Source organism: Micromonospora sp. WMMD734, assembly GCF_049178975.1.
GTDB lineage: Bacteria > Actinomycetota > Actinomycetes > Mycobacteriales > Micromonosporaceae > Micromonospora > Micromonospora wenchangensis.
On the sequence record NZ_JBMHMK010000001.1, the window covers coordinates 3,268,065 to 3,293,557 of the forward strand.

Below are 25,493 nucleotides of genomic sequence, written 5' to 3' on the forward strand. Positions count from 1 at the left end.
CCCACGGTGGCCTGCCCTGTGGCCCCCGTCACCCCGCCCGCGTACCGCCTCCCGTCGGAACGTCGGCGGGCAGGGCCAGGGTGGGGTCGTCGATGTCGAAGTAGCGCGGCCACGGGCGACGGCGGCCCATCCGGCACAACCGCACCAGCGGTCGGCTGCGCGCGGTGCGGGCGTCACGGACCAGGTCGGTGTGCACCTGCCGGGACAGGGCCAGCCGCCGGCTCGCCGCGATCACCGCCTCACACGCGGGGTCGGCCGGGTCGAGCCGGACCGCCCGCAGTTGCCGGGTCAGGTCGTTCTCAGCCGCCTCCCGCTCCTCGGGGACGGCGTCCAGGGCGATCCGGGCCGCCGCGTACAACTCGACGCCGTACCGCTTCTCGGCCAGCACCGCGGCGGCGGCGGCCCGGCGCAGCAGGTGCGCGTCCAGGGCCCGCGCCGCCGACTCCGCCCGGGTCTGCAACCGCTCGACCCGGCCGGCAGTCCAGACCAGGTAGACCGCGAGCAGGGCGACCACCACCGCGGTGACCAGCACCGCCCACAGCTGCGGCAGCGTGCCGCTCACCCCGGACCACCCAGCCCCGCCCACTCCTGGTCGATGACCCGGCCGTCGGTGGCCTCGATGGCCGCCGCATAGACCTCCACCACCCGGCGGGCCACCACCGGCCAGTCGAAGTGGGCGACCACCTGGTCGCCGCAGGCGGTCAACGCGGCCCGCTGCGCCGGGTCGTCGAGCAGTTCCGCCAGGGCGGTACGCAGGCCGGCGGAGTCACCGGTCGGGAAGAGCCGGCCCGCCCGTCCGCCGTCGAGCACCCGCCGGAACGCGTCCAGGTCGCTGGCGACGACCGTGGCGCCGGCCGCCAGCGCCTCGGTGAGGATCATGCCGAACGACTCGCCACCGGTGTTCGGGGCGACGTAGAGGTCGACACTGCGCAGCATCCGGGCCTTGTCGACCTCGGAGACCAGGCCGAGGAACGTCACCCGGTCACGCAGCTCGGCCGGGAACCGCCCGAACAGGTCGTCCGGGTCGCCGGGCCCGGCCACCAGCAGGCGTAGCCCCGGCCGGTGCGGGGCCAGTGCGACGAAGGCGTCGCGCAGGATCGGGAAGCCCTTGCGGGCCTCGGTGAACCGGCCGAGGAAACCCAACGTCCCGCCGCTGCCGGTGGCGCACTCCCCCGGCCAGCCGGGCAACGGCTCGACCCCGGCGAACTTCGCCACCGCCACCCCGTTGGGGATCTCCACCGCCCCGCCGTCCATGTGCTCGACCTGCACCTTGCGGGCCAGCGCGCTGACCGCGATCCGGGCGGTGATCCGCTCCAGCAGGATCTGGAGCACCCCCTGGGCGGCGGCGAGCACCCGGGAGCGGGTCATCGCGGTGTGGAAGGTGGCCACCACCGGCCCCCTGGCGGAGAGCACCGCCAGCATCGACAGGCTCGGGGTGAGCGGTTCGTGCACGTGCAGCACGTCGAAGTCACCACGGGTGAGCCAGCGCCGCACCCGGGCGGTGGAGACCGGCCCGAACGCGATCCGGGCCACCGACCCGTTGTACGGCAGCGGCACCGCCCGCCCGGCGGAGACCACGTACGGCGGCAGCGTCGACTCCTCGTCGGCGGGGGCCAGGACGCTCACCTCGTGCCCCAGCCCGAGCAATGCCTCGGCCAGGTCCATGACGTGGTTCTGCACCCCGCCCGGGACGTCGAAGGAGTACGGACACACGATGCCGATCCGCACTGGCGTCCCCTCCCTCAGACCGAACCGGCGCTGGCCGGGGGCGGCGGCGCGGTGGACCCGCCGTCGGTGGAGCCCCGCTGGTCCAGCCACATCCGCTGCAACATGTGCCAGTCTTGCGGATGACGGGCGATGCCCGCCGCCAGACGGTCGGCAATCCGCTGGGTCAGCACCCGGACCCGCTCGTCCAGGGGTGCGCTGTCCGGTTCGGGCACCGGTAGCGGGCCCTCCAACTGCGCGCGCGGCATCTCCGGTTCGTACCACAGCGAGGCAACGTAGAGCGGGGCGCCGGTGCCGATGGCCAGCAGGGCGGGCCCGGCCGGCATCCGGGTCCGGCCGCCGAAGAAGTCCACCTCGATGCCCCGGGCGGACAGGTCCCGGTCGGCCAAAAGCGGCACCACGGCACCCGCGCCCAGCCGCTCCACCAGCACGTCGAAGGCGGGCCGGTCACCGCCGTGGGTGGGCAGGATCTCCATGCCCAGGGTCCGCCGGAAGGCCAGGAAGCGCTGGTAGACACCCTCCGACTGGAGTCGCTCGGCAACCGTGGTGATCGGCCAGCCGTTGGCCGCGACCCAGGCGCCGGCGGCGTCCCAGTTGCCCGCGTGCGGCAGCGCCACCACCGCGCCCCGGCCGGCCGCCACGTCGGCGGCGAGCATCTCCGATCCGCCGAGGTGGAAGCCGTCGAGGATCTGCTGGCGACTGCGCGAGGGCAGCCGGAACGCCTCCATCCAGTACCTGGCGTACGACCGCAGACCCTGCTTGACCAGCGCGTCCAACTCCGGCTCGGGCAGGTCGGGGCCCACCACCCGGCGCAGGTTGGCGCGCAGCCGGGTGACGCCCTTGCCGCCGGCCCGGTGGGCGCGGTCGGCACCGGCCCGGAAGGCGGCGGCGACCACGGGCCGGGGCAGCGCGCGGGCCAGCCGCCAGCCGGCGACGTAGCCGAGTTCGGTGAGGTTCACTCGCGGCCGACCAGTTGCGCCTGCCGGTACACGTGGGCCACCCGCTGGCCGACCGTGAAGATCGACACGGCGGCGAGCAGCCAGAGCGATATCTCCAGGGCCGGGCCGACCCCGAGGCCGGTGAGCAGCCCGCCGACCCCGACGATCAGCAGCCGTTCGGTGCGTTCCGCGACCCCCACGTTGCCACTCATCCCCAACCCCTCGGCGCGGGCCTTGACGTAGGAGACCAGGCCGCCGGCGGCCAGGCAGAGCAGCGCGGCGGCCACGCCGGAGTGGTTGCCCTCGGTGGCCAGCCAGTAGGCGACCGCGCCGAAGACCGCGCTGTCGGCGACCCGGTCCATCGACGAGTCGAGGAACGCGCCGAAGCGGGTCGAGCCGCCGCTCATCCGGGCCATCGTCCCGTCGAGCATGTCGGTCAGCGCGAAGAACGTCACGATCAGCGCTCCGGCGACGAGCTGGCCGCGGGCGCCGAAACCGAGCGCGCCGACGAGCACGCCGACGGTGCCGGCCACGGTGACCGCGTTGGGGGACACACCTGCGCGGAGCAGACCGCGCGCGACCGGCTCCACGACGCGGGTCATCCCCGCGCGGGCCGTCTCTTGGAAGATCTTCGCCATGGCGGTCCCACGATAACGGCCGGCAGCGGCGGACGGTACGGCCGGTCGCCCGACCCGCCCGGAAGGCTTGTGCCGACCCCCCGCCGGGTGTGAGATCGGGGTGGAAAGTGAGCCAGCTCACCGTCACGGCCGTTGACCGCCGTCCGGCCGACGGGTCACCGGAGGATAGCGCCGCGGCACCCGCACCGGGCCCCGCTTCCCGTCGCGCGCGGCGGTCGCCATCCACCACCGGCTGAGGGAGGTGCGCCGCGATGGCGCAGAGGAACCACGACAGGGGAGCCACCGGCGTGCCGGCGGTGACCGACCCCGGCACGGTACGCAACGTGGTGCTGGTCGGGCACTCGGGGGCCGGCAAGACGACCCTGGTCGAGGCGCTGCTCGCGGCCAGCGGCACGATCGACCGGGCGGGCAGCGTCGCCGCCGGCACCACCGTCGGCGACCACGACCCCGCCGCGGTACGCCAGCAGCGTTCCGTCGCCCTGTCCTGCGCGCCGCTGGTGCACGCCGGGGTGACGGTGAACCTCCTCGACACCCCCGGGTACGGCGACTTCGTCGGCGAGCTGCGGGCCGGCCTGCGGGCCGCCGACGCGGCGCTGTTCGTGGTGTCCGCCGTCGACGGGATGGACGCCGCCACCGCCGCCCTGTGGGAGGAGTGCGCCGCGGTCGACCTGCCGCGTGCGGTGGCGGTCGCCCGGCTGGACCATCCACGGGCCGACTTCGACGAGGCGGTGGCGCTGTGCCAGCGGGTGTTCGGGGACAACGTGCTCCCGCTGCACCTGCCGATGCTCGGTGACGACGGCGAGTCGGTGGCCGGTCTGTTGGCGCTGGTCACCCGGCGGGTGCACGACTACTCGACCGGGCTGCCCGCCGCCGTGCGCGACCCGGACCCGCAGCACCTGCCGGCGATCACCGAATCCCGGGGTGAGCTGATCGAGGGGATCATCGCCGAGAGCGAGGACGAGACCCTGATGGACCGCTACCTCGACGGCGAGGAGATCGACACTCAGGTGCTGGTCGCCGACCTGGAGAAGGCGGTGGCCCGGGGTCACTTCTACCCGGTGGTGCCGGTCTGCGCGGCCACCGGCGTCGGGCTGGACGTGCTGCTCGACACCCTGGTCTCGGCGTTCCCGTCGCCGCTGCAACGACCGGTGCCGGCGGTCACCGGGCTGGACGGCTCCCCCCGGCCGCCGCTGGACTGCGACCCGGACGGCCCGCTGGTCGCCGAGGTGGTCCGGACCACCGTCGACCGGCACGTCGGCCGGGTCTGCCTGGTCCGGGTCTTCTCCGGCACGCTGCGCCCCGACCAGGTGGTGCACGTTTCGGGACACGGGATGATCGAGCGCGGCCATCCCGACCACGACGCCGACGAGCGGATCGGGCACGTCTACCGCCCGCTCGGGGCGGCCCTACGGGAGGTGGACGCCTGCGTCGCGGGTGACATCTGCGCGATCACCAAGTCGGGCAGCGCGGAGACCGGCGACACCGTCTCGGCGCGCGACGAGCCGCTGCTGATCGCGCCCTGGGAGATGCCGGAGCCGCTGCTACCGGTGGCGGTGGTGGCCCGCAGCCGGGCGGACGAGGACGCCCTGGCCCGCAACCTGGGCCGGCTGATCGTGGGTGACCCGACGCTGCGGCTGGAACGTAACCCGCAGACCCACCAGCTGGTGCTGTGGTGCATGGGCGAGGCGCACGCCGACGTGGTGCTCGACCGGCTCCGGGCCGGTGGGGTGGAGCTGGACACCGAGCCGGTGCAGGTGCCGCTGCGGGAGACGTTCACGGTGACCGCCACCGGGCACGGGCGGCACGTCAAGCAGTCCGGCGGGCACGGCCAGTACGCGGTCTGCGACCTCACGGTGGAGCCGTTGCCCCGGGGCGCGGGCGTCGAGTTCGTCGACCGGGTGGTCGGCGGGGCGGTGCCGCATCACTACGTACCGTCGGTGGAGAAGGGCGTCCGGGCCCAGTTGGCGCGGGGGCTGGTCGCCGGCCACCCGGTGGTGGACGTGCGGGTGACCCTGGTCGACGGCAAGGCGCACAGCGTCGACTCGTCCGACGCCGCGTTCCAGACCGCCGCCGCGCTCGCCCTGCGCGACGCCGCCGGGCGGGGCGGGGTGACGCTGCTGGAGCCGGTCGACGAGGTGGTGGTCCGGGTCGCCGATTCAGCAGTCGGGGCGGTGCTGGGCGACCTGTCCGGCCGGCGGGGCAAGGTGCTCGGCACCGAGGCCGACCCGGACGCCGAGGGCCGCACCCTGGTCCGGGCCGAGGTGCCCGCCCTGGAGCTGCTGCGCTACGCGGTGGAGCTGCGCGCCCTGACCGCCGGCACCGGCACCTTCCGCCGAGAGTTCGCCCACTACAACCCAACACCCACCCACCTCACCAACCCCCTCCTCCCCACCCCCCACTAACCCCCCTGCCCCCTGCCCCCTGCCCCCGCCCCCTGCCCCCCGCCCCACCCTGCCCCACCCCGCCGCAGCGTCGATCATGGAGTTGTGGTGGGGGTTAAGCCCCATATGTCACTTGTGTGGAGCCCCACAACTCCATGATCGACAGGGTGTGGGGGGTGGCGGGGGGCGGGGTTAGGGGCGGGCGGCGGGGATGGGGGGTAGCGGCCAGTGCGGGCGGTCGGCGTCGCGCAGCGCGGCTGTCCGCAGGGCGGCGAGTTGACGTTCCACCTCGGCGAAGTGGTCGGGGGTGAGCGGGCCGAGGCGCAGCGTGGCGGCGTTCTCCTCCACCTGGGCGACGGTACGGCAGCCGGGGATCGGCACCGCCCGGCCGCTGCGCGCCCAGATCCAGCCCAGCGCCCCCTGGACCAGGGTGCGACCGTCGGCGGTGAGCGCGCCGCGTACGGCGGTGACCCGGCGCAGCCACTCCGGCGCGGGCCGGCCGCCCCGGAACCACTCCAGCCAGCCGGGGGCCACCCCCCGCACGTCATCCCGGGGCAGCGTGGAGGTGGTCGTGTACTTGCCGGTGAGCAGCCCCATCCCGAGCGGCCCCCGGTTGACGCTGGCCAGGTCGTGTTTGTCGCAGGTGGCCAGCATCACCGGGGCGTCGCGCAGCACCGACAGGCTGTGCTGGATCGCGGTGGCGTGCGGGGCGACCTGGGCGAAGCCGGCGGCCCGGTCGGCCCGGTCGGTGCTCCAGCCGTACGCCCGGACGAGGCCCTCGGCGACCAGGTCCTCGCAGGTGCCGACCAGTGCCTCCACCCGGGGCAGCGACAGGTCGCCCAGGTGCAGTTGGTAGAGGTCGATCCGGTCGGTGTCCAGCCGGCGCAGCGAGGCGACGACCGCCCGCCGCAGGTACGCCGGGGAAGCGTCCTCCCCGGTGGCCTGCCGGGACCGTTCGTCGAAGGTGTACCCCCATTTGGTGGCGATCACCGCCTCGTCCCGGCGGCCGGCCAGCGCCCGCCCGAGGACCCGTTCGCCGTGCCCGGCGCCGTACGTGTCGGCGGTGTCGAAGAGGGTCACACCGAGGTCGAGCGCGCGGCGGACGGCCCGCACCGACTCCTCGTCGTCGACCGCACCCCAGCCCAGCGGCTGAGACCCTTCGGCCCAGGGGCCACCGATCGCCCAGCACCCCATGCCGAGGGCGCTGACCTCGATGCCGCTGCGACCCAACACCCGTGTCGTCACTGCCATTGACGCATCGTGTCACCTTCCGGGCGGTACGGCGGGCGAACCTGACCCAGTGTGCCCGATCGACCACATGCGACACCCCGGCGGACGCACCGCCACCCGGGCCACGGTCAGCGGGGCAGGACCCGGGCCAGCGGCAACGGCGTCGACTGGCCCGGCCAGGACCCGGTCAGCGTGCCACCCTCCGACCCCCCACCGGACAGGCCGACGCCGGAAAGGCCACCCCCGGGCAGGCCGACGCCGGAAAGGCCGGCCCCGGACAGGCCGACGCCGGACGGGCCACCGCCGGACGGGCCGACGCCGGACGGGCCGACGCCGGAGAGCCGGCGGGCGACGGCCAGGTCGACGGTGTCGGCACCGATCACGGTCGGGTCGCCGTCGTGTACCTGGCGCACCGCGCCGACGACGGGGAGCACGGCACGGCCGGTGCCGGCGACCGTCATGGACGGTGGGCGGGGCTCGCGTCCCGCGTCGGTCTCGAAGTACTCCTCGGCCTGGCCGACGCCGGTCCGGATCGCGGTGGCCAGGGCGGCGGCGTAGACCGGGTCGCCGCAGGCGTCGTAGACCCAGCGGGGGCCGAGCACCGAGTGCCGCGTGGTGCCGACCAGCCACCGCTCGGCGTCGGCCAGCGGCGCGCCCCGGTAGGTCAGCGGAACCTGGTAGACGGGCGAGTCACCGATCCGGACGAGCATCGTCTCGATGCCCACCTCGCCGGCCGGGTCGTCGAAGCGGTAGGCGGCCACCCGGACCGGCTCGCCAGCGGCCGGGCCCGCGTACCACGGCCGGCCGGGCAGCCAGCCGGCCAGGAGTTCGAGCTTGCTCGGGCTGATCTCCGCCCGGTGCAGCAGCGCCATCGTCGTGTCCTCCAGGTGGCGGGCCGGTCAGGACGGCCAGGCGCGGGCGAGTAGCTCGCGGGTCTCGGAGAGCAGTTGCGGCAGCACCTTCGTGCGGCCGATCACCGGCATGAAGTTGATGTCCCCGCCCCACCGGGGCACCACGTGCTGGTGCAGGTGGGCGGCGATGCCGGCGCCGGCCACCCCGCCCTGGTTCATCCCCAGGTTGAACCCGTGTGCGCTGCTGACCTGCCGGACCACCCGCATCGCGGTCTGGGTGAACGCCGCCAGCTCCACCGTCTCGGCCTGGTCGAGTTCGGTGTAGTCGGCCACGTGCCGGTAGGGGCAGACCAGCAGGTGCCCCGGGTTGTACGGATAGAGGTTGAGCACCGCGAAGACGTGCGTGCCGCGGGCCACCACCAGGCTGCGTTCCGGCGGCAGGCCGGGGGCCAGGCAGAACGGACAGCCGGCGGGCTTCTCGTAGCCTCCCTCGGGGCGGTCCTCCCCGGAGATGTACGTCATCCGGTGCGGGGTCCAGAGCCGGTCGAGTCCGTCCGCCAGGCCGTCGTCCGCCGGGCCGTGGTCCGTGTCGCCGTCGAGGTGCCGCTCCGCCCCAGTCACACGCCGATCCTACGATCTCCCGCGCCGACCGCCACCGGCCGCGGGTACGCAGCCGGTGGCGGGCCGGGGTCAGCTACCTGCGGACGGGCCGGCGTTGGCCCGCGAGGAGACCACGTCGAGCACGTGGTCGACCGCCTCGGCGACCGGTACCCCGTTGCGCTGGGAACCGTCGCGGTAGCGGAACGAGACGGTGCCGGCGGCCACGTCGTCGTCCCCGGCGATCACCATGAACGGGATCTTCTGCTGCTGGGCGGTGCGGATCTTCTTCTGCATCCGGTCGTCACCGGCGTCGACCTGGGCCCGGATGCCCTTGGCGCGCAGCGCCGCGACGAAGCCGTGCAGGTAGTCGGTGTGGTCCTCGCGGATCGGGATGCCGACCACCTGCACCGGGGCCAGCCAGGCCGGGAACGCCCCGGCGTAGTGCTCGGTGAGCACCCCGAAGAACCGCTCGATCGACCCGAACAGCGCCCGGTGGATCATCACCGGCCGCTGCCGGCTGCCGTCGGCCGCCTGGTACTCCAGGCTGAACCGCTCGGGCAGGTTGAAGTCGACCTGGATGGTGGACATCTGCCAGGTCCGGCCGATGGCGTCCCTGGCCTGGACGGAGATCTTCGGCCCGTAGAACGCCGCGCCGCCCGGGTCGGGCACCAGGTGCAGGCCGGATTCCTCGGCGGCCGAGCTCAGCGCCTCGGTGGCCCGCTCCCAGTTCTCGTCGGTGCCGACCGACTTGTCCGGGTTACGGGTGGACAGTTCCAGGTAGAAGTCGTCCAGGCCGTAGTCGCGCAGCAGCTCCAGGACGAAGGCGAGCAGCGATTTCAGCTCGCCCGCCATCTGCTCCTCGGTGCAGAAGATGTGCGCGTCGTCCTGGGTCATGCCCCGGACCCGGGTCAGGCCGTGCACCACACCCGACTTCTCGTACCGGTAGACCGTGCCGAACTCGAACATCCGCAGCGGCAGTTCCCGGTAGGAACGGCCCCGGGACCGGAAGATCAGGTCGTGCATCGGGCAGTTCATCGGCTTGAGGTAGTAGTTCGCCCCCTCCACCTCCATGGGGGGGAACATCCCGTCGGCGTACCAGTCGAGGTGACCGGAGACCTCGTACAGGTGGCCCTTGGTGATGTGCGGGGTGTTGACGAACGAGTAGCCGGCCTCCTCGTGCTTGACCCGCGAGTAGTTCTCCATCTCCCGGCGGATGATGCCGCCCTTGGGGTGGAACACCGCCAGGCCGGAGCCCAGTTCGTCGGGGAAGCTGAACAGGTCGAGGTCGACCCCGAGCTTGCGGTGGTCGCGCCGGGCGGCCTCCTCCAGCAGCTTCAGGTACGCCTTCAGCTCGTCGCGGGTCGGCCAGGCGGTGCCGTAGACCCGCTGGAGCTGCGGGTTCTTCTCGCTGCCCCGCCAGTAGGCGGCGGCCGAACGCATCAGCTTGAACGCGCCGATCAGCCTGGTGTTCGGCAGGTGCGGGCCCCGGCACAGGTCCGACCAGCAGACCTTGTCCTCGCCGGCGGCGAGGTTGTCGTAGATGGTCAGCTCGCCGCCGCCCACCTCCATCACCTCGCTGGTGTCCAGCCCCTCGCCCTTGACGTCGATCAGTTCGAGTTTGAACGGCTCGGCGGCCAGTTCGGCCTTCGCCTCATCCAGGCTGCCGAAGCGGCGACGGCGGAACCGCTGGCCGGACTTGACGATCTCCTGCATCCGCTTTTCCAGCTTGGCCAGGTCATCGGGCTGGAACGGCTTGTCGACGGCGAAGTCGTAGTAGAAGCCGTTCTCGATCGGCGGGCCGATGCCCAGCTTGGCCTCGGGGAAGACGTCCTGCACGGCCTGCGCGAGCACGTGCGCGGTGGAGTGCCGCAGCACGTTGAGCCCGTCCGGCGAGTCGAGGCCGACCGGTTCGACGGTGGTGTCCTCGGCGGGGGTCCAGTCCAGGTCGCGGAGCTGGCCCTGCGGGTCGCGGACCACCACGACCGCCTTCGGGCCGGCGGCGGGCAGCCCGGCCGCGGCCACCGCGTCGGCCGCCGTCGTCCCGGCGGCCACGACGACGGGGTCGGCCACGACGGGGGTACGGGGTGCGGACACGGTGAACTCCTCAACGGCAGGCGGCACGGATGGGCCGGACGCGCCGGCTGCTTCGATGCTATCGGTCCCGCCGTCATCCCCGGTCGCCGGGAAAGGAAGCCCGGTCCCGCTGTCGACCCGCACCGGCGTTGAACCTTTTCGGCCCGCCGTCCGAACTACCAGGTGTGGCCGGAGCCGGTGTCGGCCACGGCGAGACGGATGGGGGCGGAAGATGACGACGACCCGTGGCGGCGTCCGGCGACGTCGGGGCGTGCTGGTGCTGGCGGCGGTGGCGGCCGGGGTGTTCGGTGCCCCGGGCGTGGCGCTGGCGGACGGGCTGTCGGCCAGCCCGAGCCAGGCGGTGCAGGGCGACGCGGTGGAGCTGACGTTCGTGGTGCCCGAGCAGCGGCCCGGCGCGCGCACCGAGAAGATCGAGTTCAGGCTGCCGCCGGACGCCCCGATCGGCGAGGTGTACCCGCTGTCGGTGGACGGCTGGGCGCCCCTGATCACCTCCCGCGAGCTGGCCGCGCCGGTGGCCGGGATCCACGCCCCCTCGGTGAGCACGGTGACCTCGGCGGTGGTCTGGACCCGGGGCGCCGGGCCGGCGGTGGCGGGTCCGGCCCGGCTGTCGGTGGCCATGGGCCCGCTGCCGCAGACCGACCGGATGACCTTCGAGGTGGTGCAGACGTACTCCGACGGGGCGGTGGTGCGCTGGGCCGATCCGGCCGGGGGTGGGCATCCCGCCCCGACGCTGGCGCTGGTGCCGCCGGCTCCCGGTGCCGCCACCGGGCACCACGGCGGCCCGGCCGACGGGACGGACGCCCAGGCGGCCCCGGACGCCGAGACCGCACCGGCCGGCGACGACGACGGCGGTCCCAGTGCGGACCTGCTGCTCGGCGGTGGCCTGGTGGTCGGGTTGGGCGGCGGCGCGGTGATCGGCTGGGTGGCGAGCCGCTCCCGCCGTCGGGCCGCCGCCGACGCGGAGCCCGACGGGGACGACGAGGCGACGTCGGACACCGGCTCCGTCCCGGCCGCCCGGGGCTGGCGTCTCGACGGGCAGACCCCGGCTGAACCCGCCGACAGCGACCCCGAGCGGGTGGCGGCACGCTGAGCGCCGACCGTCGCCACCCCGGCCGGCCGCACCGTCGGGTCGGCAGCCACCTGCACTGCCGCCGGGCCGACAGCCCACCACGTACGGGCTGACCCGGCCGCACCGACAGTCAGTTCAGCCAGTCCGGCAGCGCCTCCCGGGCGGCCACCCAGTCGGCGGGCACCCCGCCGGGCGTGCCGACCCCGGTGTGGCCGCCGACGATCCCGCCGACGATCGCGGCGGTGGTGTCGACGTCGCCGCCCGCCTCGACGCAGGCGCGGATGGCGGCCGGGTAGTCGGTCAGGTGGGTGGCGACCACCCAGAGGGTGAAGGGGACCGTGTCCTGGGCGGTCACCCTGGCCCCGTTGCCCAGCACCGCGACGGCCTCGTCGAGGCCGCGACCGAGCAGGCCGATCGCCCGGCGTATCCCCCGGTGCACCGTGCTGGCCGGGTCGACCGCCCCGGCGACGGTGGTGAGCAGCCGGTTCACGTCGGGGCGGGGCTCCCCGTCCAGCCGGGTGCGGACGGCGAGGGAGGCGGCGACGGCCACCGCGACCGCACCGGCGATCCCCTCCGGGTGGGCGTGGGTGACCTCGGCGCTGACCCGGGCCCGGGACGCCGCGCGGGTGGTCGAATCGGCGTACCAGACGCCGAGCGGGGCGACCCGCATCGCCGCGCCGTTGCCGCAGGAGCCCTGACCGTCGAAGGCCGACGCGGCGGCCACCGGCCACGGGGTGCCGGTACGGATCAGCCGCAGGATGCCCACCGCACCCGGCCCGTAGCCCCGGTAGGGCTCGGCCCGGTTGGCGAAGGCCAGCGCCAACCGGTCGGCGTCGACGTCGCCGTGGGCGGCCAGTTCGGCCAGCACCGAGCAGGCCATCTCGGTGTCGTCGGTCCACTGCCAGGGCGGCGGGGGCAACCGGCCGGCCGAAAGGTCGTCGGGTCGCCGGCCCGGGACGAAGAACTGCGAACCGAGGGCGTCGCCGACGGACAGCCCGGCGAGGCTGTCGCGGGCCAACGCCAACCGGGCGTCGGGAAAGAGGGTGAACGGCATCGTCGTACCATTTTGCCCGGTTCGCGGATGTGCCGCAACGCGGCCGACTTGCCACGGGCAGTACGGTGCTGACGTGGCCACCGTGCTCCTGGTCGAAGACGACCACGTCGTCCGCGGCGCGATGCTGCGCTCGCTCAGCGAACGGGGGCATGCGGTGCACGCGGTCGGCACAGCCCTGGACGCGCTGCGCCGGGTCGCCGCCGAGACACCCGATCTGGTCGTGCTCGACCTGGGCCTGCCCGATCTCGACGGGTCGGACGCGCTGCGGATGCTGCGTGGCATCACCGACGTGCCGATCATCATCGCCACCGCCCGCGACGACGAGCAGTCGGTGGTCCGGCTGCTGCGGGCCGGCGCGGACGACTACATGGTCAAGCCGTTCACCGGCGCCCACCTGGACGCCCGGATCACCACCGTGTTGCGCCGGGTCGGCCGGGCCAGCCGTACCGTCGCGCCGGCCGTGCACACCGTCAGCGGCCTGCGGGTGGACGTGGGCGAGCGCAGCGCGGTGCTCGACGGGGAGCCGCTGGCGCTCACCCGTAAGGAATTCGACCTGCTGGCGTATCTGGCGGCGCGGCCCGGACGGGTGGTGTCCCGGCGGGAACTCTTGGAGGAGGTATGGCGCCAACCGTCGGTCGGCGAGGACCAGACCATCGACGTGCACCTGTACTGGCTGCGTCGAAAGATGGGCGAGTCCGCGGCGAAGCCGCGCTACCTGCGCACCGTGCGGGGGGTGGGGTTCCGGCTGGTGGCCCCCGACTGAGGCCGGCGCTGGCCGCGTTGACGGCCGGCATGTGCACGCTCGTCGCGTCGGCGTTCCTCGTACCGCTCGGGTTGACCCTGCGCGAGGAGGTGCGCGAGGAGGCGTTGGCCGACGCGGCGCGACGCGGGGCGCTGGTCACCGGCGCGCTCGCCGTGAGCACCGAGCCGGCGGCGGTCCGCCGCGCGGTCGAGGCGACCGGGGACGACCCGGCGACCCGGCCGGTGGTGCACGGCCTGGCCGGGAAGCAGCCGGCCGGCCGGGTGTCGGCCGACGACCTGGCGCGGGCGCGGGCCGGGGAACAGTCCCGGGTGGTCGAGGTCGACGGTGGGCTGCTGCGGCTCGATCCGGTGGTGCTCGACGGCCGGGTCGCCGTGGTCGAGGTCTTCGTGCCCGACGCCGTCCTCGACGAGGGGGCCGGCGGCACCTGGCTGCTGCTCACCGGGGTGGCCGTGGCGTTGGTCGGCGCGGCGGTGGTCGTGGTGGACCGGGTCGCCGCGCGGGCTGTCGACGCCACCCGGGCCCTGGTCCGCGCCGCGCTCGCCGTGGGTGACGGTGACCTGGGGGTACGGGTCGAGCCGAGCGGCCCGCGCGAGCTGGCCGAGGCGGGGTACGCGTTCAACCGGATGGCCGACCGGATGGCCGCCGCCCGTACCGACGAACGGGAGTTGGTGGCGGACCTGTCGCACCGGCTGCGTACCCCGTTGACGGTGCTGCGGCTCGACGCCGAGGGGTTGGACTCCGACGACACCAGCGTCGGCTCGTTCAGCCCGGCGGAGCTGGACCGGCGGCGGACGATCCGGCGCATCCGGCAGGCGATCGTCACCCTGGAGGGCGAGATCGACGTGCTGATCAAGACGACCCGTAAGGCGGTGGCGCACGAGGCCGGGCCGGCCGAGTGCGACGTCAGCGAGGTGGTCCGGGACCGGATGGTGTTCTGGGCGGCGCTGGCCGGCGACCAGAACCGCCCGCACCGGGTCAGCGGCGCGCAGTTGCGGATTCCGGTGCCGGTGCCCCGGGCCGAGCTGGCCGCCGCCCTGGACGCGGTGATCGGCAACGTCTTCCGCTACACCCCGCAGGGCACCGCGTTCGAGGTGGCCGTCTCCCGCCGGGACGGGTACGTGGCGATCCGGATCGACGACGCCGGGCCGGGCATCGCGAACCCGGACCGGGCGTTGCGGCGCGGGGCCAGCGATCAGGGCTCGACCGGGTTGGGGCTGGACATCGCGCGGCGGGTGGCGTTGCAGGCCAACGGCTCGGTCAGCCTCGACCGGGCCCGGCTGGGCGGGGCGAGCGTGGTGATGCTGCTGGCCGATCCGCAGGCCACGCCCCGGCAGGTCAACCGGTTCGGTCTGGTGGGCCGGATGGCGCGGGAGGCCCGGGAGCAGAAGGGCGGGGGCCGCCGCTGGCCCCGGCAACGCCCGACCGACGGCTGACGGGTCGGCCTGACTGTGCTGCGGCGCAAGGTTTCCTTAGATCCGGATTAACGACGGCGACGCGGGGCGCGCGGGCTGACAGGATCGGGTCCGAACCCATCAGTTCCACCGGCCTGTCGCCCCTGACACCACCGGCCGGTGGATCGGTACGCGCGGCGGGGGCACGGTCCCCCACACCAGCTCCCGCCGCGTGTACACCAATCCTCCCGGTCACCCGTGACGGTTCAGCGGGTCGCCACGAAGGCGTCGATCTCGGCGATGATCCGGGCCTGTCCGGCCGCATCGAGGAACGACGCGGACACCGCTTCCCGGGCCAGCGCCGCGAGCCCCTCGGGTCCGGCGTCGAGCAGTCGGGCGGCGACGGCGTACTCGTCGTTGAGGGTGGTGCCGAACATCGGCGGGTCGTCGGAGTTGATGGTGACCCGGACGCCCGCGTCGACCAGTTGCCGCAGCGGGTGCTCCTCGATCCGGGCGACGGCCCGGGTCCGCACGTTGGACGTCGGGCAGACCTCCAGCGGGATGCGCCGCTCGGCCAGGTGGGCGAGCAGTTCCGGGTCGTGCGCGGCGGAGATGCCGTGGCCGATCCGCTCGGCGCCCAGTTCGCGCAGGGCGTCCCAGATGGTCTGCGGGCCGGTGGTCTCCCCGGCGTGCGGGACGGAGTGCAGCCCGGCCGCCCGCGCCTGGTCGAAGTACGGCTTGAACTGTGGTCGGGGCACCCCGATCTCGGGGCCGCCGAGCCCGAAGGCGACCAGCCCGTCGGGGCGTTCGTCGAGGCTGATCCGCAGGGTCTGCTCGGCGGCCGGCAGGCCGGCCTCGCCGGGGATGTCGAAGCACCAGCGCAGCGCGATGCCGAAGTCGGCCTCGGCGCGGCGGCGGGCGTCCTCGATGGCCTCGCAGAACGCCGGTGCGGGGATGCCCCGGCGCACGTGCGAGTAGGGGGTGACGGTCAGCTCGGCGTAGCGGACCTGCTGGCGGGCCAGTTCCCGGGCCACCTCGTGGGTGAGCAGCCAGACGTCGTCGGGGTCGCGGATCAGGTCGACGACGCTGAGGTAGATCTCAATGAAGTGGGCGAAGTCGCGGAACGCGAAGTAGTCGGCGAGCGCCTCCGGGTCCGCGGGTACGGGGCTGCGTCCCTCGTGCCGGGCGGCCAGTTCGGCGACGATCCGGGGGGATGCGGAGCCCACGTGGTGCACGTGCAGCTCCACCTTGGGCAGTTCGGCGATGAAGGCGGACAGGTCGGTCACTGCTGCTCCTTGTGCCGGGCACCCGTACGGGCGACCACGAAGATCCGACGGAACGGGAAGTACACCTGACCCTGCCGTACCGGGTACGCGCGGGCCAACAGGTTCTCCAGCGCGGCGCGGAACCCGGCGAGGGCGGTGTCGTCCAGGACCGCCCGCACGGGACGCAGGGCGGTGCCGTCCAGCCAGGTCAGCACGGGGTGTTCGGCGTCGGTGGGGGCGGGCAGCCGGTGCAGGTAGGTGGTCTCCCAGGCGTCGACCGCGCAGCCGGCGGCGGTCAGCGCGGTGGCGTACCCGACCGGGTCGTCGACGGGGTCCTCGCGCAGCAGCGGCCGGACGGTGGCCGCCCAGCGGGGGTCTTCGGCGACCTCGCGCAGCGCCCGGTGCGAGGGGCCGGCGAAGTTGCCGGGCACCTGGAACGCCAGCCAGCCGCCGGGCGGCAGCGCGTGCGCCCAGCGGCGCAGCAGGGCCGGGTGGTCGGGCACCCACTGGAGCACCGCGTTGGCGACCAGCACGTCCACGTCGGGGGCGGGACGCCAGTCGGTGACGTCGCCGACGGTGAAGCCGACGGTGGTGTCGAGGGTCCGGGCCCGGTCGATCATCTCGGGGGACGAGTCGAGGCCGGTGATCCGGGCGTGCGGCCAGCGGCGGGCGAGGGTCGCGGTCAGGGTGCCCGGACCGCAGCCGAGGTCGACCACCGCGCGCGGCCGGTCGGCGTCGACCCGGGCCAGCAGGTCGTAAAACGGGCGGGACCGTTCGTCGTCGTAGCGCAGGTACGTGCCCGGATCCCACATGACCAACCCCCAAACCGTACGTACGTTTTGTTACAAGGTACGGCCGGCGCTGCGCCCCGGCAAGCAGGTCACTAGGCTCGACGGCATGGAACAGCGCAGCTTCGACCGGCTCGGCCGGCAGGTGGGTGTGGTCGGCCTCGGGGCCTGGCAGCTCGGCGCGGACTGGGGACAGGTCAGCGAGAGCGACGCCCTGGCCGTCCTCGCCGCCGCCGTGGAGTCCGGCGTCACCTTCCTCGACACCGCCGACGTCTACGGCGACGGCCGCAGCGAGCAGCTGATCGGGCGGTTCCTGCGGGACAACCCCGGACACGGGCTCACCGTCGCCACCAAGATGGGCCGCCGGGTGCCGCAGACGCCGCAGGCGTACACCCTGGACAACTTCCGGGCCTGGACCGACCGGTCCCGGGCCAACCTCGACGTGGACACCCTCGACCTGGTGCAGCTGCACTGCCCGCCCACCGAGGTCTTCGCCGACGACCGGGTCTTCGACGGCCTCGACACCCTCGTCGCCGAGAAGCGGATCGCCGGGTACGGCGTCAGCGTCGAGACCTGCGACCAGGCGCTCACCGCGATCGCCCGGCCGGGGGTGGCCAGCGTGCAGATCATCCTGAACGCGGTCCGGCTCAAGCCGCTCGACGAGGTGCTGCCGGCCGCCGCCGCGGCCGGCGTCGGGATCATCGCCCGGGTGCCGCTGGCCAGCGGCCTGCTCTCCGGCCGCTACGACGAGCACACCACCTTCGCCGCCGACGACCACCGCACCTACAACCGGCACGGGGAGAGCTTCGACGTCGGCGAGACCTTCTCCGGCGTCGACTTCGACCTCGGCCTGACCGTGGTGCGCCGGCTCGCCCCGCTGGTCGGCGACGGGCGCACGATGGCCCAGTTCGCCCTGCGCTGGGTCATCGACCAGCCCGGGGTGACGGTGGTCATCCCCGGCGCGCGCAACCCGGAGCAGGCCCGGGGCAACGCCGCCGCGGCCGGCTCACCCGCGCTCACCGGGGCCGAGCTGGACACCGTCCGGTCGGTCTACGACGAGCTGGTCCGGCCCCGGGTGCACGACCGGTGGTGAGCCACGCCGGCCGGGTCGTCGCCTCGGCGCGGTCCGGCCGGCATCCTGGTGACCGGGTCGGATCGACCGGCCTGCGGAGGGGGGACCGGTGAGGGGATGGCTCACGCTCACCCTGGGCCTGTTGGCCGTGGTGGTGGGCGCCGTCTGGACGGTCCAGGGCCTCGGGTACGTCGACGGCAGCCTGATGAGCGACGAGCGGTTGTGGGCCGTCGTCGGGCCGCTGCTGATGCTGGCCGGCCTGGTGCTGCTCTGGCGCGGCCTGCGGGCCCGCCGGCTGCCCTGATGCCCTGCCGGGCTGCGGCCCGGCGGGGAGCGGGACCGACCGATGCGGAAAGCCCCGCGTCCTGAGGGGACACGGGGCTTCTCGTCGATCCGGCTGGCCGGACCACCCGGGCCGGCGGATGCCGACCGGCTTCGCTCAGAGGGGGCGGACCTGCTCGGCCTGCGGACCCTTCTGACCCTGGGCGATCTCGAACTCCACCCGCTGGTTCTCCTCCAGCGTGCGGTAGCCGCTGGTCTGGATGGCCGAGAAGTGGACGAACACGTCAGCACCCCCGCCGTCGACGGTGATGAAGCCGAAGCCCTTGTCAGCGTTGAACCACTTCACGGTTCCCTGCGCCATGTGTATCTCCTTCTAAAACCGGCGGCCGAGCACGCTGTGCGGCCGATTGGCCGTATGCGGGCGGCGACGACCCGGGCGGGCCCCCACAGCGGGAGAACGCTCCGTGCCGACACCGTCTCGCAACAGCGGGGATCAGCAAACCACGTACCCAAAAACCTTGCACAGCCTAATCGACGAAATTCTCCGACATGTGACCTGACGGATGCCCAACGCACGCTGGCCGGGTCGTCCGACCCGGGCGAAAGGCCCCCCGTCCGTCGATGCGCACGAGGGGCCACAGGTCGTCGTCACCATCCGGTAGGACAGCCGTCGCGGCTGGTCACCAGGGGTACGGCCGGTCGCGGCTGGTCAGTCGGGCCAGCGCCCGGTCAGCCGCCGGACGCCGACCGCGCCACCCCGGTCCACCGCCGCGCGGACGACCGAGAAGATCGCCCCCTGCAACGCCGCCGCCGCGAGGATCTCGCCCCAGCGGCGGTCCTCGTCGGTGGGGTTGGGTGCCTCGCCGTCCCCGGCGGTCGCCTTCCACACCTGCCGGAAGATCGCCCCGGCCAGCGCGCCGGCCGCCAGTCCCAGCACCACCCCGACCGGCTTGTACGCGGTCCTGCCGATGCCCTTGCTCACCTGCGCCTCCCCCGAACGATCAACAACACCACCACGGCGGCCACCGCACCGGCCGCTATCGTCGCCCACGGCACCGGATCGCGCCGCACCGCCACCGACCTGTCGTACGCCTGGGTCCGGGCCCGGTCGACGCTCTGCGCCGCCTGCTCCCGTACCCGGGCCACGGTCGACGCGGCCTGCTCGCGTACCCGCTCGCGCGCCTGTTCCGCCGAGTCCTTCAGCCGGGCCTTGACGTCGGCCTTGGCGGCCAGCAGTTCCATGGTCTCGCCCAGTTCCACCCGGGTGCGCCGGATCTCCTCGCGCAGCGCCTCGGTGTCGCCCGTGCCGTTGCCGTTGCCGTTGCTGCCCGTCGTGCCGGTCATGCCCGTCCCCTGTCCTTCACCGCGGCGGCGACCGTGTCCACGTCCGCACGGACGCTGCGGACCGTCGCCTCCGGCATCGGGGGGACCGCGTGGCTGACCTGCTTCTTCCCCACCAGGGCGAGCACCCCGGCGACGAGGAAGAGCACCACCGCCACGATCAGCGCCGCCGCCCACGCGGGCAGCACCAGGGCCAGCAGCAGGATCACGGCGGTGACCAGTGCGCCGAGCCCGTACAGGGCCAGCGCTCCGCCGCCGCCGAACAGGCCGATCCCGATCCCGGCGTGTTTGCCCTTCTGGGTCAGTTCCGCCCGGGCCAGGGCCAGCTCGTCCCGGACCAGTCGGGAGACCTGCTCGGTGGCCCGCTGCACCAGTTCGGCGGTGGACGGCTCGCTCCCGGTCCGGGACGTGCGGTGGTTCGCGACGTCAGCCATGCTGTCCTCCTTTCGTCATCACCGCGCTGTATGCCCGGAGCCGCCGTCCGTCAATCCTGCAATCCTGCGCACGGTGACCAACCACATCTGACCGCAGGTCGGGCCGGGGCGTCCGGCAAAACGCCGAAGCGGGTACGACACGGCCCCCGCGACCGGCGGTCGCGGGGGCCGTACGGGCTGCGGACGGCTCAGCGGCGGGCGTCGGCCCCCGGGTCCGCCCCGACGGTGACGGCCTCGCCCCGGGCGTCCTGGTCCGGGCCGACGAACGCCTCGCTGCGGGCGTCGCCGTCGTCGCTGCCACCGAAGACCCGGGCGTCGTCGGGCAGCTCCCCCTCGGCGCGGCGGTTGACCTGGCGGCGCGGCGGCACCCACTGCCAGGGCAGGCTGCCGGCGGCGTCGCCCACCTCGGCGCGGGTCCGGGGCAGCGCGGTCGGCCGGTGGTCCCGGACCCAGCCGACCAGGTGCTCCCGCACCAGGCACCGCAGGTCCCACAGGCTGCCCGCGTCGGCGGCGCTGACCAGGGCACGCACCTTGATCGCGCCACCGGTGGCGTCGGTGACCTGGAGCACGCAGACCCGGCCGTCCCACAGGTCGGTGCCCTCCACCAACCGGCGCAGCTCCTCCCGCATCGACTGCACCGGCACCGACCAGTCGAGGTGGAACTCGGCGGTGCCGAGCACCGCCGCCTCGGTCCGGGTCCAGTTCTGGAACGGGGTGCTGGTGAAGTACGAGGTGGGCAGGATCAGCCGCCGGTCGTCCCAGATCTGGACCACCACGTAGCTGAGCGTCAACTCCTCGATCCGGCCCCACTCCCCCTCGACCACCACCACGTCGTCGAGGCGGACGGCGTCGCTGAAGGCGAGCTGGAGGCCGGCGATGACGTTGCCGAGCAGGCTCTGCGCGGCCAGCGCGGCGACCACACCGACCACACCGGCGCTGGTGAGCACGCCCGCGCCGACGCCGCGTACCGCCGGGAAGGTCATCAGCATCACGCCGACGGCGAGCACCACGATCACCACGATGGTCAGCCGACGCAGCAGCACCACCTGGGTGCGTACCCGCCGGACGTGCCGGTTGTCGGGCACGTCGACCCGGAGGAACCGGGCCAGCGCGGTGTCCTCGGCCACCACCAGCAGCGAGGCGACCAGCCAGGCCACCGCGGCGACCACGCCCAGCACCAGGACGTGCAGCACGGCCTGCCGCCACCCGGTGCCCACCGCGTAGCCGGTGGTCCAGCGGACCGCGAACTGGACGGCCACCACCGTGCCGGCCACCTGCAACGGCCGGTGCACGTGCGTGGTCAGCTCCGTCATCAGGTGCGACCGGCGGCCCAGCCGCCTGATCACCCGGTGTACCACCTCGACGAGCAACAGAGCGATCGCCGCCGCGGTGGCCGCGGCGGCGATCGTCTCGAGGTAGTCCTGCACGTGGTTGTCTCCCTCCGGCCGGGCTGATCGCAATCGGGCAAAGGCCCAATGGTGCCCGGCGTTTCCGGTATCGACCAGGCTCAGATCTTGCGGAACCGGGACTGGAAGAAGCAGTAGACCCCGAACGCGGCGATGCCGAGCGCCATCAGCGCCAGGATGAACGGCCCGTACGGCTGATCCCGCAGGGTACGCAGCGCGGCGTCCAGGCCACGCGCCTTCTCCGGGTCGTAGTTGATCGCCGCGACGACGATCAGCAGACCGGCGACGGCGAACACCGCACCCCGGGCGATGTAACCGGCCATGCCCAGCCGGCGGACCGTCTGCCGGGTCTTGCCGTTCATCTCGTTGGTCTTGAGGTTCCGCTCGAACTTCTTCTTGTAGCCGTAGATCACCATGCCGATGCCGACGGCGGCGAGCACCAGACCGGCGAGCCCGACCAGCCCGCGGCCACCGCTGGAGGCCATCAGCTTCTCGCTGAACTGCTCCTGCTGGTCGGCGCTGTTGGAGCTGGCGTCCTGGACCACCTTGATCGAGGTCCAGGCGAGCCAGAGGAAGACGACGGTACGGACGCCCGAGGCGATCCGCTCGAAGAGGCGTTCCTTGCCGCGCTTGGCGTGGTGGCCGACGGCCGCCTCCAGGGCCTGCCAGATGGCCATCGCGATCAGGCCGACGGCGATCGCGATCAGCAGGAACTTGCCCATCGGCTGGGCGCCCAGGGCGCGCAGGGCACCGTTCTGGTTGCCCTCCTCGCCGGAGCCGGCGAAGGCGATCTGGAGGATGACCCAGGCGAAGAGCAGGTGGACGATCCCGTAGCCGATGAAACCGGCCCGGGCGAGGAGTTCCAGCCAGCGGCTGTCCGCGGTGCGGGCGGCGGTGGCTTCGGCGTTCCGGGTGAGTGACATGGGGCCACAATCTCCGTTTGCGGAGATCCCCAAACGTGGTGTGCCGCGCTCCCGGGCAGGTCAGCTGCCGGCGTTGCGCGCCACCCGGATCTGCACCTGCTGGTCGGTGACGCTGTCCAGGGTGACCGCGAAACCGCCCACCTCGGTGGCCTGCTGGCCGATGGTGAGCGACAGCTGCTCGCCGGCCACCTCGACGGTCACCTGGTCGCCCTGCGCGCCGATCAGCTTCGCCTCGACGCCGAGGATGGAGGCACGGGCGTCCACGCCCCGGTCGAAGGTGACCGTGCAGGCGTCCAGGCCGCAGTCGGTGTCGGCGCCGTCGGAGCTGCATCCGGCCAGCACCGCCACGCCGAGCGCCAGGCCGGCCAGCAGGCCGGCGGTCCGCCGGAGGGGGGTGGGGGTGGTGGCGCTTCGCTTCGTCACCCGACCAAGGGTACGAGACGCCGCCCACCCCGGCACCCGGCTGGATCTTCGGGTCGGGTGCGCGGGCTAGGGTCCGGGCATGCCGTTCGACATCACCCGCACCCGGGACGCGTACCCCGCGCTCGCCGAGGGTTTCGCCCACTTCGACGGTGCCGGTGGCACCCAGACCCCCCGGTCGGTGATCGACGCGGTGGCCGACGCGATGCGGATCGCGGTGGGCAACCGCAGCACCGCCTTCCTGCCCGGCCGCCGGTCACTGGAACTGGTCACGGGGGCCCGGACGGCGGTGGCCGACCTGCTGGGCGTCACCCCGGACGGGGTGGTGCTCGGGCCGAGCGCGACAGCGCTGACGTACACCCTGGCCCGGACGCTGGGCGCGGACTGGGGCCCCGGGGACGAGGTGGTGGTCTCCCGGCTCGACCACGACGCCAACGTGCGGCCCTGGGTGCAGGCGGCCGGGGCGGCGGGGGCGACCGTACGCTGGGCCGAGTTCGACCCGGCCACCGGTGAGCTGCCCGCCGGGCAGTACGCCGACCTGGTCGGCGCGCGGACCCGGCTGGTGGCGGTGACCGCCGGCAGCAACGCCACCGGCACCATGCCGGACGTGGCGGCGATCGCCGCGACGGCCCACGCGGCCGGTGCGCTGGTCTGTGTGGACGGGGTGCACTCGGTGCCGCACGGCCCCACCGACCTGGCCGCCACGGGTGCCGACTTCCTGGTCACCAGCGCCTATAAGTGGTCCGGGCCGCACCTGGCCGCGATGGTGGCCGACCCGGCCCGGTGGGCGCGGTTGCGTCCGGCCAAGCTGGTCCCCTCCTCCGACGCGGTGCCCGACCGGTTCGAGGCCGGCACGCCGAGTTTCCCGCTGCTCGCCGGGGTAGCCGCCGCCGTCGACCACCTGGCCGGACTGGACCCGACGGCCACCGGGGACCGGCGGGCCCGGGTCCGCGCCGGGCTGGCCGCCGCGCAGGCGTACGAGGGGGCGCTGTTCGCCCGGCTGGTCGGTGGCCTGGCCGCCCGGCCGGCGGTCACCGTCCTGCCGGCCGGGGTGCGGCGCTGCCCGACCGTGTCGTTCCGGGTGGCCGGGTGGACGCCGGCCGGCCTGGCCGCCGCGTTGGGCGCCGCCGGGCTCTGCCTGTCCAGTGGGGACTACTACGCGTACGAGTACTTCCAGGCGCTCGGGTTGCGCGACAGCGGCGGCGCCGTACGGGCGAGCGTCTACCACTACAACACCGTCGACGAGGTGGACCGGCTGCTGGCCGAACTGGACCGGCTGGCCGAACAGGGGGAACCGGCGGGCCGGTGAGCCGCGTGGGCGGGTGGGTGGGTCAGCGGCCTGCGGTGAGCAGTTCGGCGGCGGCGCGGGTGGCGGCCCGGGTCGCGCCGTGGGTGGCCAGGTGCAGCCCGCCGGTGATCAGCTCGGGCAGGCCGAGTTCGACGACGACGGCGTCCGGCCGGGTGGCCAGCGCCCGGTCGACCGCGGCCCGCATCCACGGGTGCCGGTGCAGGTCCCGCACGACCAGCACCAGTGGCCGGCCGGCCGCCCCGGCGGTCGGGTCGGCGGGCAGGTCGGCCTCGGCGAGCCGGACGGTGGTGGTGCCGGGCAGCAGGTCGGCCAGGGGCGCCCCGAGGCCCCACGGGGTCTCCGCGCCGATCGCGATGTTGTGCGGTGCGGCGAACTCGACCACGTGCGCGGCGGCGGTCAGCGGCAGCCGGCCGACCGCGTCGCCGCTGACCCGTACCGCCCGGCGGGCGGCGTTCAGGCCGACCGGCGAGCCGTCGGCGGGGCGCGGGGCGGCATCGGGCCGGCCGGCGCGGGCGGCGGTGCTCCACTCGGCGAGCTGACCGACCCGCTTGGCGGCCTCGGCGAGGCGTTCCTCGGGCAGCTCACCGGCGAGCACCGCGGCCACGATCGCGTCGCGCAGGTAGCGGGCGGTGGCCTCGTCGGCGCGTTCGCCGCCGACGCAGATCGCGTCGGCCCCGGCGGCGAGGGCACGTACGGCGGTGCCGGCGAAGCCGTACCGGTCGGCGACGGCGCGCATCTCCACCGCGTCGGTGACCACCACGCCGGAGAAGCCCAGTTCCTCGCGGAGCAGGTCGCCGAGGATGCGCGGGCTGAGGGTGGCCGGCAGGTCGGGGTCGAGGGCGGGGACCAGCAGGTGCCCGGTCATCACCGCCTGCACGCCGGCGGCGACGGCGGCCCGGAACGGGACCAGCTCACCGGCGTCCAGGCGGGCCCGGCTGGCGGCGATCCGGGGCAGGTCGTGGTGGGAGTCGACCCGGGTGTCGCCGTGGCCGGGGAAGTGCTTGGCGCAGGCGGCGACGCCGGCGGACTGCAGGCCGCGCACCCAGGCGGCGGTGTGCCGGGCCACCAGGTGTGGGTCGGCGCCGAAGGACCGCACCCCGATCACCGGGTTGGCCGGGTTGATGTTGACGTCGGCGTCCGGGGCGTAGTTGAGGGTGACGCCGAGGTCGGCGAGTTCGACGCCGAGGTCGCGGGCCACGTCCTCGGTGAGCGTCGGGTCGTCGACCGCGCCGAGGGCGAGGTTGCCGGGGCGGGAGCTGCCCCGGCCGGACTCGATCCGGGTGACGTCGCCGGCCTCCTCGTCGATGGCCACCAGCACGTCGGGGCGTTCGGCGCGCAGCGTGGCGGTGAGCGCGGCCACCTGGTGCGGGTCGACGACATTGCGGGCGAACAGCACCACCGCGCCGAGCCCGTCGGCCAGCCACCGGCGGACCCAGTCGGGCGGGGTGGTGCCGACGAAGCCGGGTTGCAGGACGGTGGCGGCCAGACCCGCCAGGTTGCGCTCGTTCATCCGGCCCCG

At 74.2% G+C, this 25,493-nt stretch carries 26 protein-coding genes; 7 read left to right on the forward strand and 19 right to left on the reverse strand.

The window, feature by feature from the left end; all coding sequences use genetic code 11:
- Positions 1–28 precede the first annotated feature (28 nt).
- From ACN267_RS13860 to pgsA, 4 genes are read right to left on the reverse strand one after another with little or no spacing between them, the layout of a single operon-like run.
- Complete coding sequence (locus ACN267_RS13860) at positions 29–562, reverse strand: hypothetical protein (protein ID WP_374760036.1); 534 nt, start codon at positions 560–562, stop codon at positions 29–31.
- Positions 559–1,728: a glycosyltransferase family 4 protein gene (locus tag ACN267_RS13865; protein WP_204961334.1), complete on the reverse strand. Its 1,170-nt coding sequence runs from the start codon at positions 1,726–1,728 to the stop codon at positions 559–561. The genes ACN267_RS13860 and ACN267_RS13865 overlap by 4 nt, the downstream gene beginning before the upstream one ends.
- Before the next feature lie 14 nt (positions 1,729–1,742).
- Positions 1,743–2,684: a phosphatidylinositol mannoside acyltransferase gene (locus ACN267_RS13870; RefSeq protein WP_204961333.1), complete on the reverse strand. Its 942-nt coding sequence runs from the start codon at positions 2,682–2,684 to the stop codon at positions 1,743–1,745.
- A complete protein-coding gene (gene pgsA / locus ACN267_RS13875; protein ID WP_204961332.1) occupies positions 2,681–3,301 on the reverse strand; it encodes a phosphatidylinositol phosphate synthase in 621 nt (206 codons plus the stop codon). Before pgsA ends, ACN267_RS13870 begins: the two co-directional genes overlap by 4 nt.
- Positions 3,302–3,552: 251 nt before the next feature.
- Here pgsA and ACN267_RS13880 point away from each other — a divergent pair, with 251 nt between their 5' ends.
- Positions 3,553–5,703, forward strand: coding sequence for an elongation factor G-like protein EF-G2 (locus ACN267_RS13880; RefSeq protein ID WP_421488856.1), 2,151 nt, complete (start codon positions 3,553–3,555; stop codon positions 5,701–5,703).
- Positions 5,704–5,874: 171 nt separating this feature from the next.
- Here the strand turns inward: ACN267_RS13880 and ACN267_RS13885 are convergent, their stop codons facing one another.
- From ACN267_RS13885 to thrS, 4 genes are all read right to left on the reverse strand, one after another.
- Entirely contained in the window at positions 5,875–6,933 is a 1,059-nt protein-coding gene (locus ACN267_RS13885) for an aldo/keto reductase (RefSeq protein ID WP_421488857.1), read from the reverse strand.
- 107 nt (positions 6,934–7,040) lie between these two features.
- A complete protein-coding gene (locus ACN267_RS13890; RefSeq protein ID WP_421488858.1) occupies positions 7,041–7,784 on the reverse strand; it encodes a CG0192-related protein in 744 nt (247 codons plus the stop codon).
- A 27-nt stretch (positions 7,785–7,811) separates the two neighbouring features.
- On the reverse strand, positions 7,812–8,384 hold the full coding sequence (locus tag ACN267_RS13895; RefSeq protein WP_372446017.1) for an HIT family protein: 573 nt from the start codon (positions 8,382–8,384) through the stop codon (positions 7,812–7,814).
- 69 nt (positions 8,385–8,453) lie between these two features.
- Positions 8,454–10,457, reverse strand: coding sequence for a threonine--tRNA ligase (gene thrS / locus ACN267_RS13900; protein ID WP_421488859.1), 2,004 nt, complete (start codon positions 10,455–10,457; stop codon positions 8,454–8,456).
- A 211-nt stretch (positions 10,458–10,668) separates the two neighbouring features.
- Between thrS and ACN267_RS13905 the strand changes: the two genes are divergently transcribed.
- A complete protein-coding gene (locus ACN267_RS13905) occupies positions 10,669–11,547 on the forward strand; it encodes a DUF1775 domain-containing protein (protein ID WP_421488860.1) in 879 nt (292 codons plus the stop codon).
- Positions 11,548–11,656: 109 nt separating this feature from the next.
- Here the strand turns inward: ACN267_RS13905 and ACN267_RS13910 are convergent, their stop codons facing one another.
- The gene (locus tag ACN267_RS13910; protein ID WP_281898969.1) at positions 11,657–12,580 is read right to left on the reverse strand and encodes an ADP-ribosylglycohydrolase family protein; all 924 of its coding nucleotides are present in this window, start codon (positions 12,578–12,580) and stop codon (positions 11,657–11,659) included.
- A 73-nt stretch (positions 12,581–12,653) separates the two neighbouring features.
- On the opposite strand from ACN267_RS13910, the gene ACN267_RS13915 reads away from it, so the two are divergent.
- Positions 12,654–13,343 carry a response regulator transcription factor gene (locus ACN267_RS13915; protein WP_204961325.1) on the forward strand — a complete coding sequence of 230 codons (690 nt, stop codon included), beginning with the start codon at positions 12,654–12,656 and terminating at the stop codon, positions 13,341–13,343.
- Between the two features lie 29 nt (positions 13,344–13,372).
- On the forward strand, positions 13,373–14,776 hold the full coding sequence (locus tag ACN267_RS13920) for a HAMP domain-containing sensor histidine kinase (RefSeq protein ID WP_204961324.1): 1,404 nt from the start codon (positions 13,373–13,375) through the stop codon (positions 14,774–14,776).
- A 224-nt stretch (positions 14,777–15,000) separates the two neighbouring features.
- Here the strand turns inward: ACN267_RS13920 and ACN267_RS13925 are convergent, their stop codons facing one another.
- Positions 15,001–16,020 (reverse strand): adenosine deaminase, encoded by a 1,020-nt coding sequence (locus tag ACN267_RS13925; protein WP_421488861.1) that lies wholly within the window; start codon positions 16,018–16,020, stop codon positions 15,001–15,003.
- Complete coding sequence (locus tag ACN267_RS13930; protein ID WP_421490421.1) at positions 16,017–16,811, reverse strand: trans-aconitate 2-methyltransferase; 795 nt, start codon at positions 16,809–16,811, stop codon at positions 16,017–16,019. Before ACN267_RS13930 ends, ACN267_RS13925 begins: the two co-directional genes overlap by 4 nt.
- Before the next feature lie 85 nt (positions 16,812–16,896).
- Between ACN267_RS13930 and ACN267_RS13935 the strand changes: the two genes are divergently transcribed.
- Together ACN267_RS13935 and ACN267_RS13940 are read left to right on the forward strand one after the other, a co-directional pair.
- On the forward strand, positions 16,897–17,880 hold the full coding sequence (locus ACN267_RS13935; protein WP_281898974.1) for an aldo/keto reductase: 984 nt from the start codon (positions 16,897–16,899) through the stop codon (positions 17,878–17,880).
- An 88-nt stretch (positions 17,881–17,968) separates the two neighbouring features.
- Positions 17,969–18,163: a hypothetical protein gene (locus ACN267_RS13940; protein ID WP_281898976.1), complete on the forward strand. Its 195-nt coding sequence runs from the start codon at positions 17,969–17,971 to the stop codon at positions 18,161–18,163.
- A gap of 135 nt (positions 18,164–18,298) precedes the next feature.
- Here the strand turns inward: ACN267_RS13940 and ACN267_RS13945 are convergent, their stop codons facing one another.
- From ACN267_RS13945 to ACN267_RS13975, 7 genes are all read right to left on the reverse strand, one after another.
- The gene (locus ACN267_RS13945; RefSeq protein WP_011905669.1) at positions 18,299–18,502 is read right to left on the reverse strand and encodes a cold-shock protein; all 204 of its coding nucleotides are present in this window, start codon (positions 18,500–18,502) and stop codon (positions 18,299–18,301) included.
- Positions 18,503–18,850: 348 nt separating this feature from the next.
- Complete coding sequence (locus ACN267_RS13950; RefSeq protein ID WP_281898981.1) at positions 18,851–19,123, reverse strand: DUF4235 domain-containing protein; 273 nt, start codon at positions 19,121–19,123, stop codon at positions 18,851–18,853.
- Positions 19,120–19,485, reverse strand: a complete 366-nt coding sequence (locus tag ACN267_RS13955) for a DUF3618 domain-containing protein (RefSeq protein WP_281898983.1) — start codon at positions 19,483–19,485, stop codon at positions 19,120–19,122. Before ACN267_RS13955 ends, ACN267_RS13950 begins: the two co-directional genes overlap by 4 nt.
- Positions 19,482–19,916 carry a phage holin family protein gene (locus ACN267_RS13960; protein ID WP_145918853.1) on the reverse strand — a complete coding sequence of 145 codons (435 nt, stop codon included), beginning with the start codon at positions 19,914–19,916 and terminating at the stop codon, positions 19,482–19,484. The genes ACN267_RS13955 and ACN267_RS13960 overlap by 4 nt, the downstream gene beginning before the upstream one ends.
- Before the next feature lie 188 nt (positions 19,917–20,104).
- Positions 20,105–21,343 (reverse strand): mechanosensitive ion channel family protein, encoded by a 1,239-nt coding sequence (locus ACN267_RS13965; RefSeq protein ID WP_204961319.1) that lies wholly within the window; start codon positions 21,341–21,343, stop codon positions 20,105–20,107.
- 80 nt (positions 21,344–21,423) lie between these two features.
- Positions 21,424–22,245 carry a DUF1206 domain-containing protein gene (locus ACN267_RS13970; RefSeq protein ID WP_204961318.1) on the reverse strand — a complete coding sequence of 274 codons (822 nt, stop codon included), beginning with the start codon at positions 22,243–22,245 and terminating at the stop codon, positions 21,424–21,426.
- A gap of 60 nt (positions 22,246–22,305) precedes the next feature.
- Positions 22,306–22,668, reverse strand: a complete 363-nt coding sequence (locus tag ACN267_RS13975; protein ID WP_204961317.1) for a hypothetical protein — start codon at positions 22,666–22,668, stop codon at positions 22,306–22,308.
- 79 nt (positions 22,669–22,747) lie between these two features.
- On the opposite strand from ACN267_RS13975, the gene ACN267_RS13980 reads away from it, so the two are divergent.
- Positions 22,748–23,974, forward strand: a complete 1,227-nt coding sequence (locus ACN267_RS13980) for a cysteine desulfurase-like protein (protein WP_204961316.1) — start codon at positions 22,748–22,750, stop codon at positions 23,972–23,974.
- 22 nt (positions 23,975–23,996) lie between these two features.
- Here the strand turns inward: ACN267_RS13980 and ACN267_RS13985 are convergent, their stop codons facing one another.
- On the reverse strand, positions 23,997–25,484 hold the full coding sequence (locus ACN267_RS13985) for a glycoside hydrolase family 3 protein (RefSeq protein ID WP_421488862.1): 1,488 nt from the start codon (positions 25,482–25,484) through the stop codon (positions 23,997–23,999).
- Between the last annotated feature and the right edge of the window lie 9 nt (positions 25,485–25,493).

Coding starts and splice junctions, on each gene's coding strand:
- ACN267_RS13955 (WP_281898983.1), bottom strand. CDS start 19,485: ATGACCGGCACGACGGGCAGCAACGGCAACGGCAACGGCACGGGCGAC.
- ACN267_RS13890 (WP_421488858.1), bottom strand. CDS start 7,784: ATGGCGCTGCTGCACCGGGCGGAGATCAGCCCGAGCAAGCTCGAACTC.
- ACN267_RS13885 (WP_421488857.1), bottom strand. CDS start 6,933: ATGGCAGTGACGACACGGGTGTTGGGTCGCAGCGGCATCGAGGTCAGC.
- ACN267_RS13985 (WP_421488862.1), bottom strand. CDS start 25,484: ATGAACGAGCGCAACCTGGCGGGTCTGGCCGCCACCGTCCTGCAACCC.
- ACN267_RS13920 (WP_204961324.1), top strand. CDS start 13,373: ATGTGCACGCTCGTCGCGTCGGCGTTCCTCGTACCGCTCGGGTTGACC.
- ACN267_RS13935 (WP_281898974.1), top strand. CDS start 16,897: ATGGAACAGCGCAGCTTCGACCGGCTCGGCCGGCAGGTGGGTGTGGTC.
- pgsA (WP_204961332.1), bottom strand. CDS start 3,301: ATGGCGAAGATCTTCCAAGAGACGGCCCGCGCGGGGATGACCCGCGTC.
- ACN267_RS13930 (WP_421490421.1), bottom strand. CDS start 16,811: ATGTGGGATCCGGGCACGTACCTGCGCTACGACGACGAACGGTCCCGC.
- ACN267_RS13945 (WP_011905669.1), bottom strand. CDS start 18,502: ATGGCGCAGGGAACCGTGAAGTGGTTCAACGCTGACAAGGGCTTCGGC.
- ACN267_RS13910 (WP_281898969.1), bottom strand. CDS start 12,580: ATGCCGTTCACCCTCTTTCCCGACGCCCGGTTGGCGTTGGCCCGCGAC.
- ACN267_RS13880 (WP_421488856.1), top strand. CDS start 3,553: ATGGCGCAGAGGAACCACGACAGGGGAGCCACCGGCGTGCCGGCGGTG.
- ACN267_RS13905 (WP_421488860.1), top strand. CDS start 10,669: ATGACGACGACCCGTGGCGGCGTCCGGCGACGTCGGGGCGTGCTGGTG.
- ACN267_RS13970 (WP_204961318.1), bottom strand. CDS start 22,245: ATGTCACTCACCCGGAACGCCGAAGCCACCGCCGCCCGCACCGCGGAC.
- ACN267_RS13980 (WP_204961316.1), top strand. CDS start 22,748: ATGCCGTTCGACATCACCCGCACCCGGGACGCGTACCCCGCGCTCGCC.
- ACN267_RS13960 (WP_145918853.1), bottom strand. CDS start 19,916: ATGGCTGACGTCGCGAACCACCGCACGTCCCGGACCGGGAGCGAGCCG.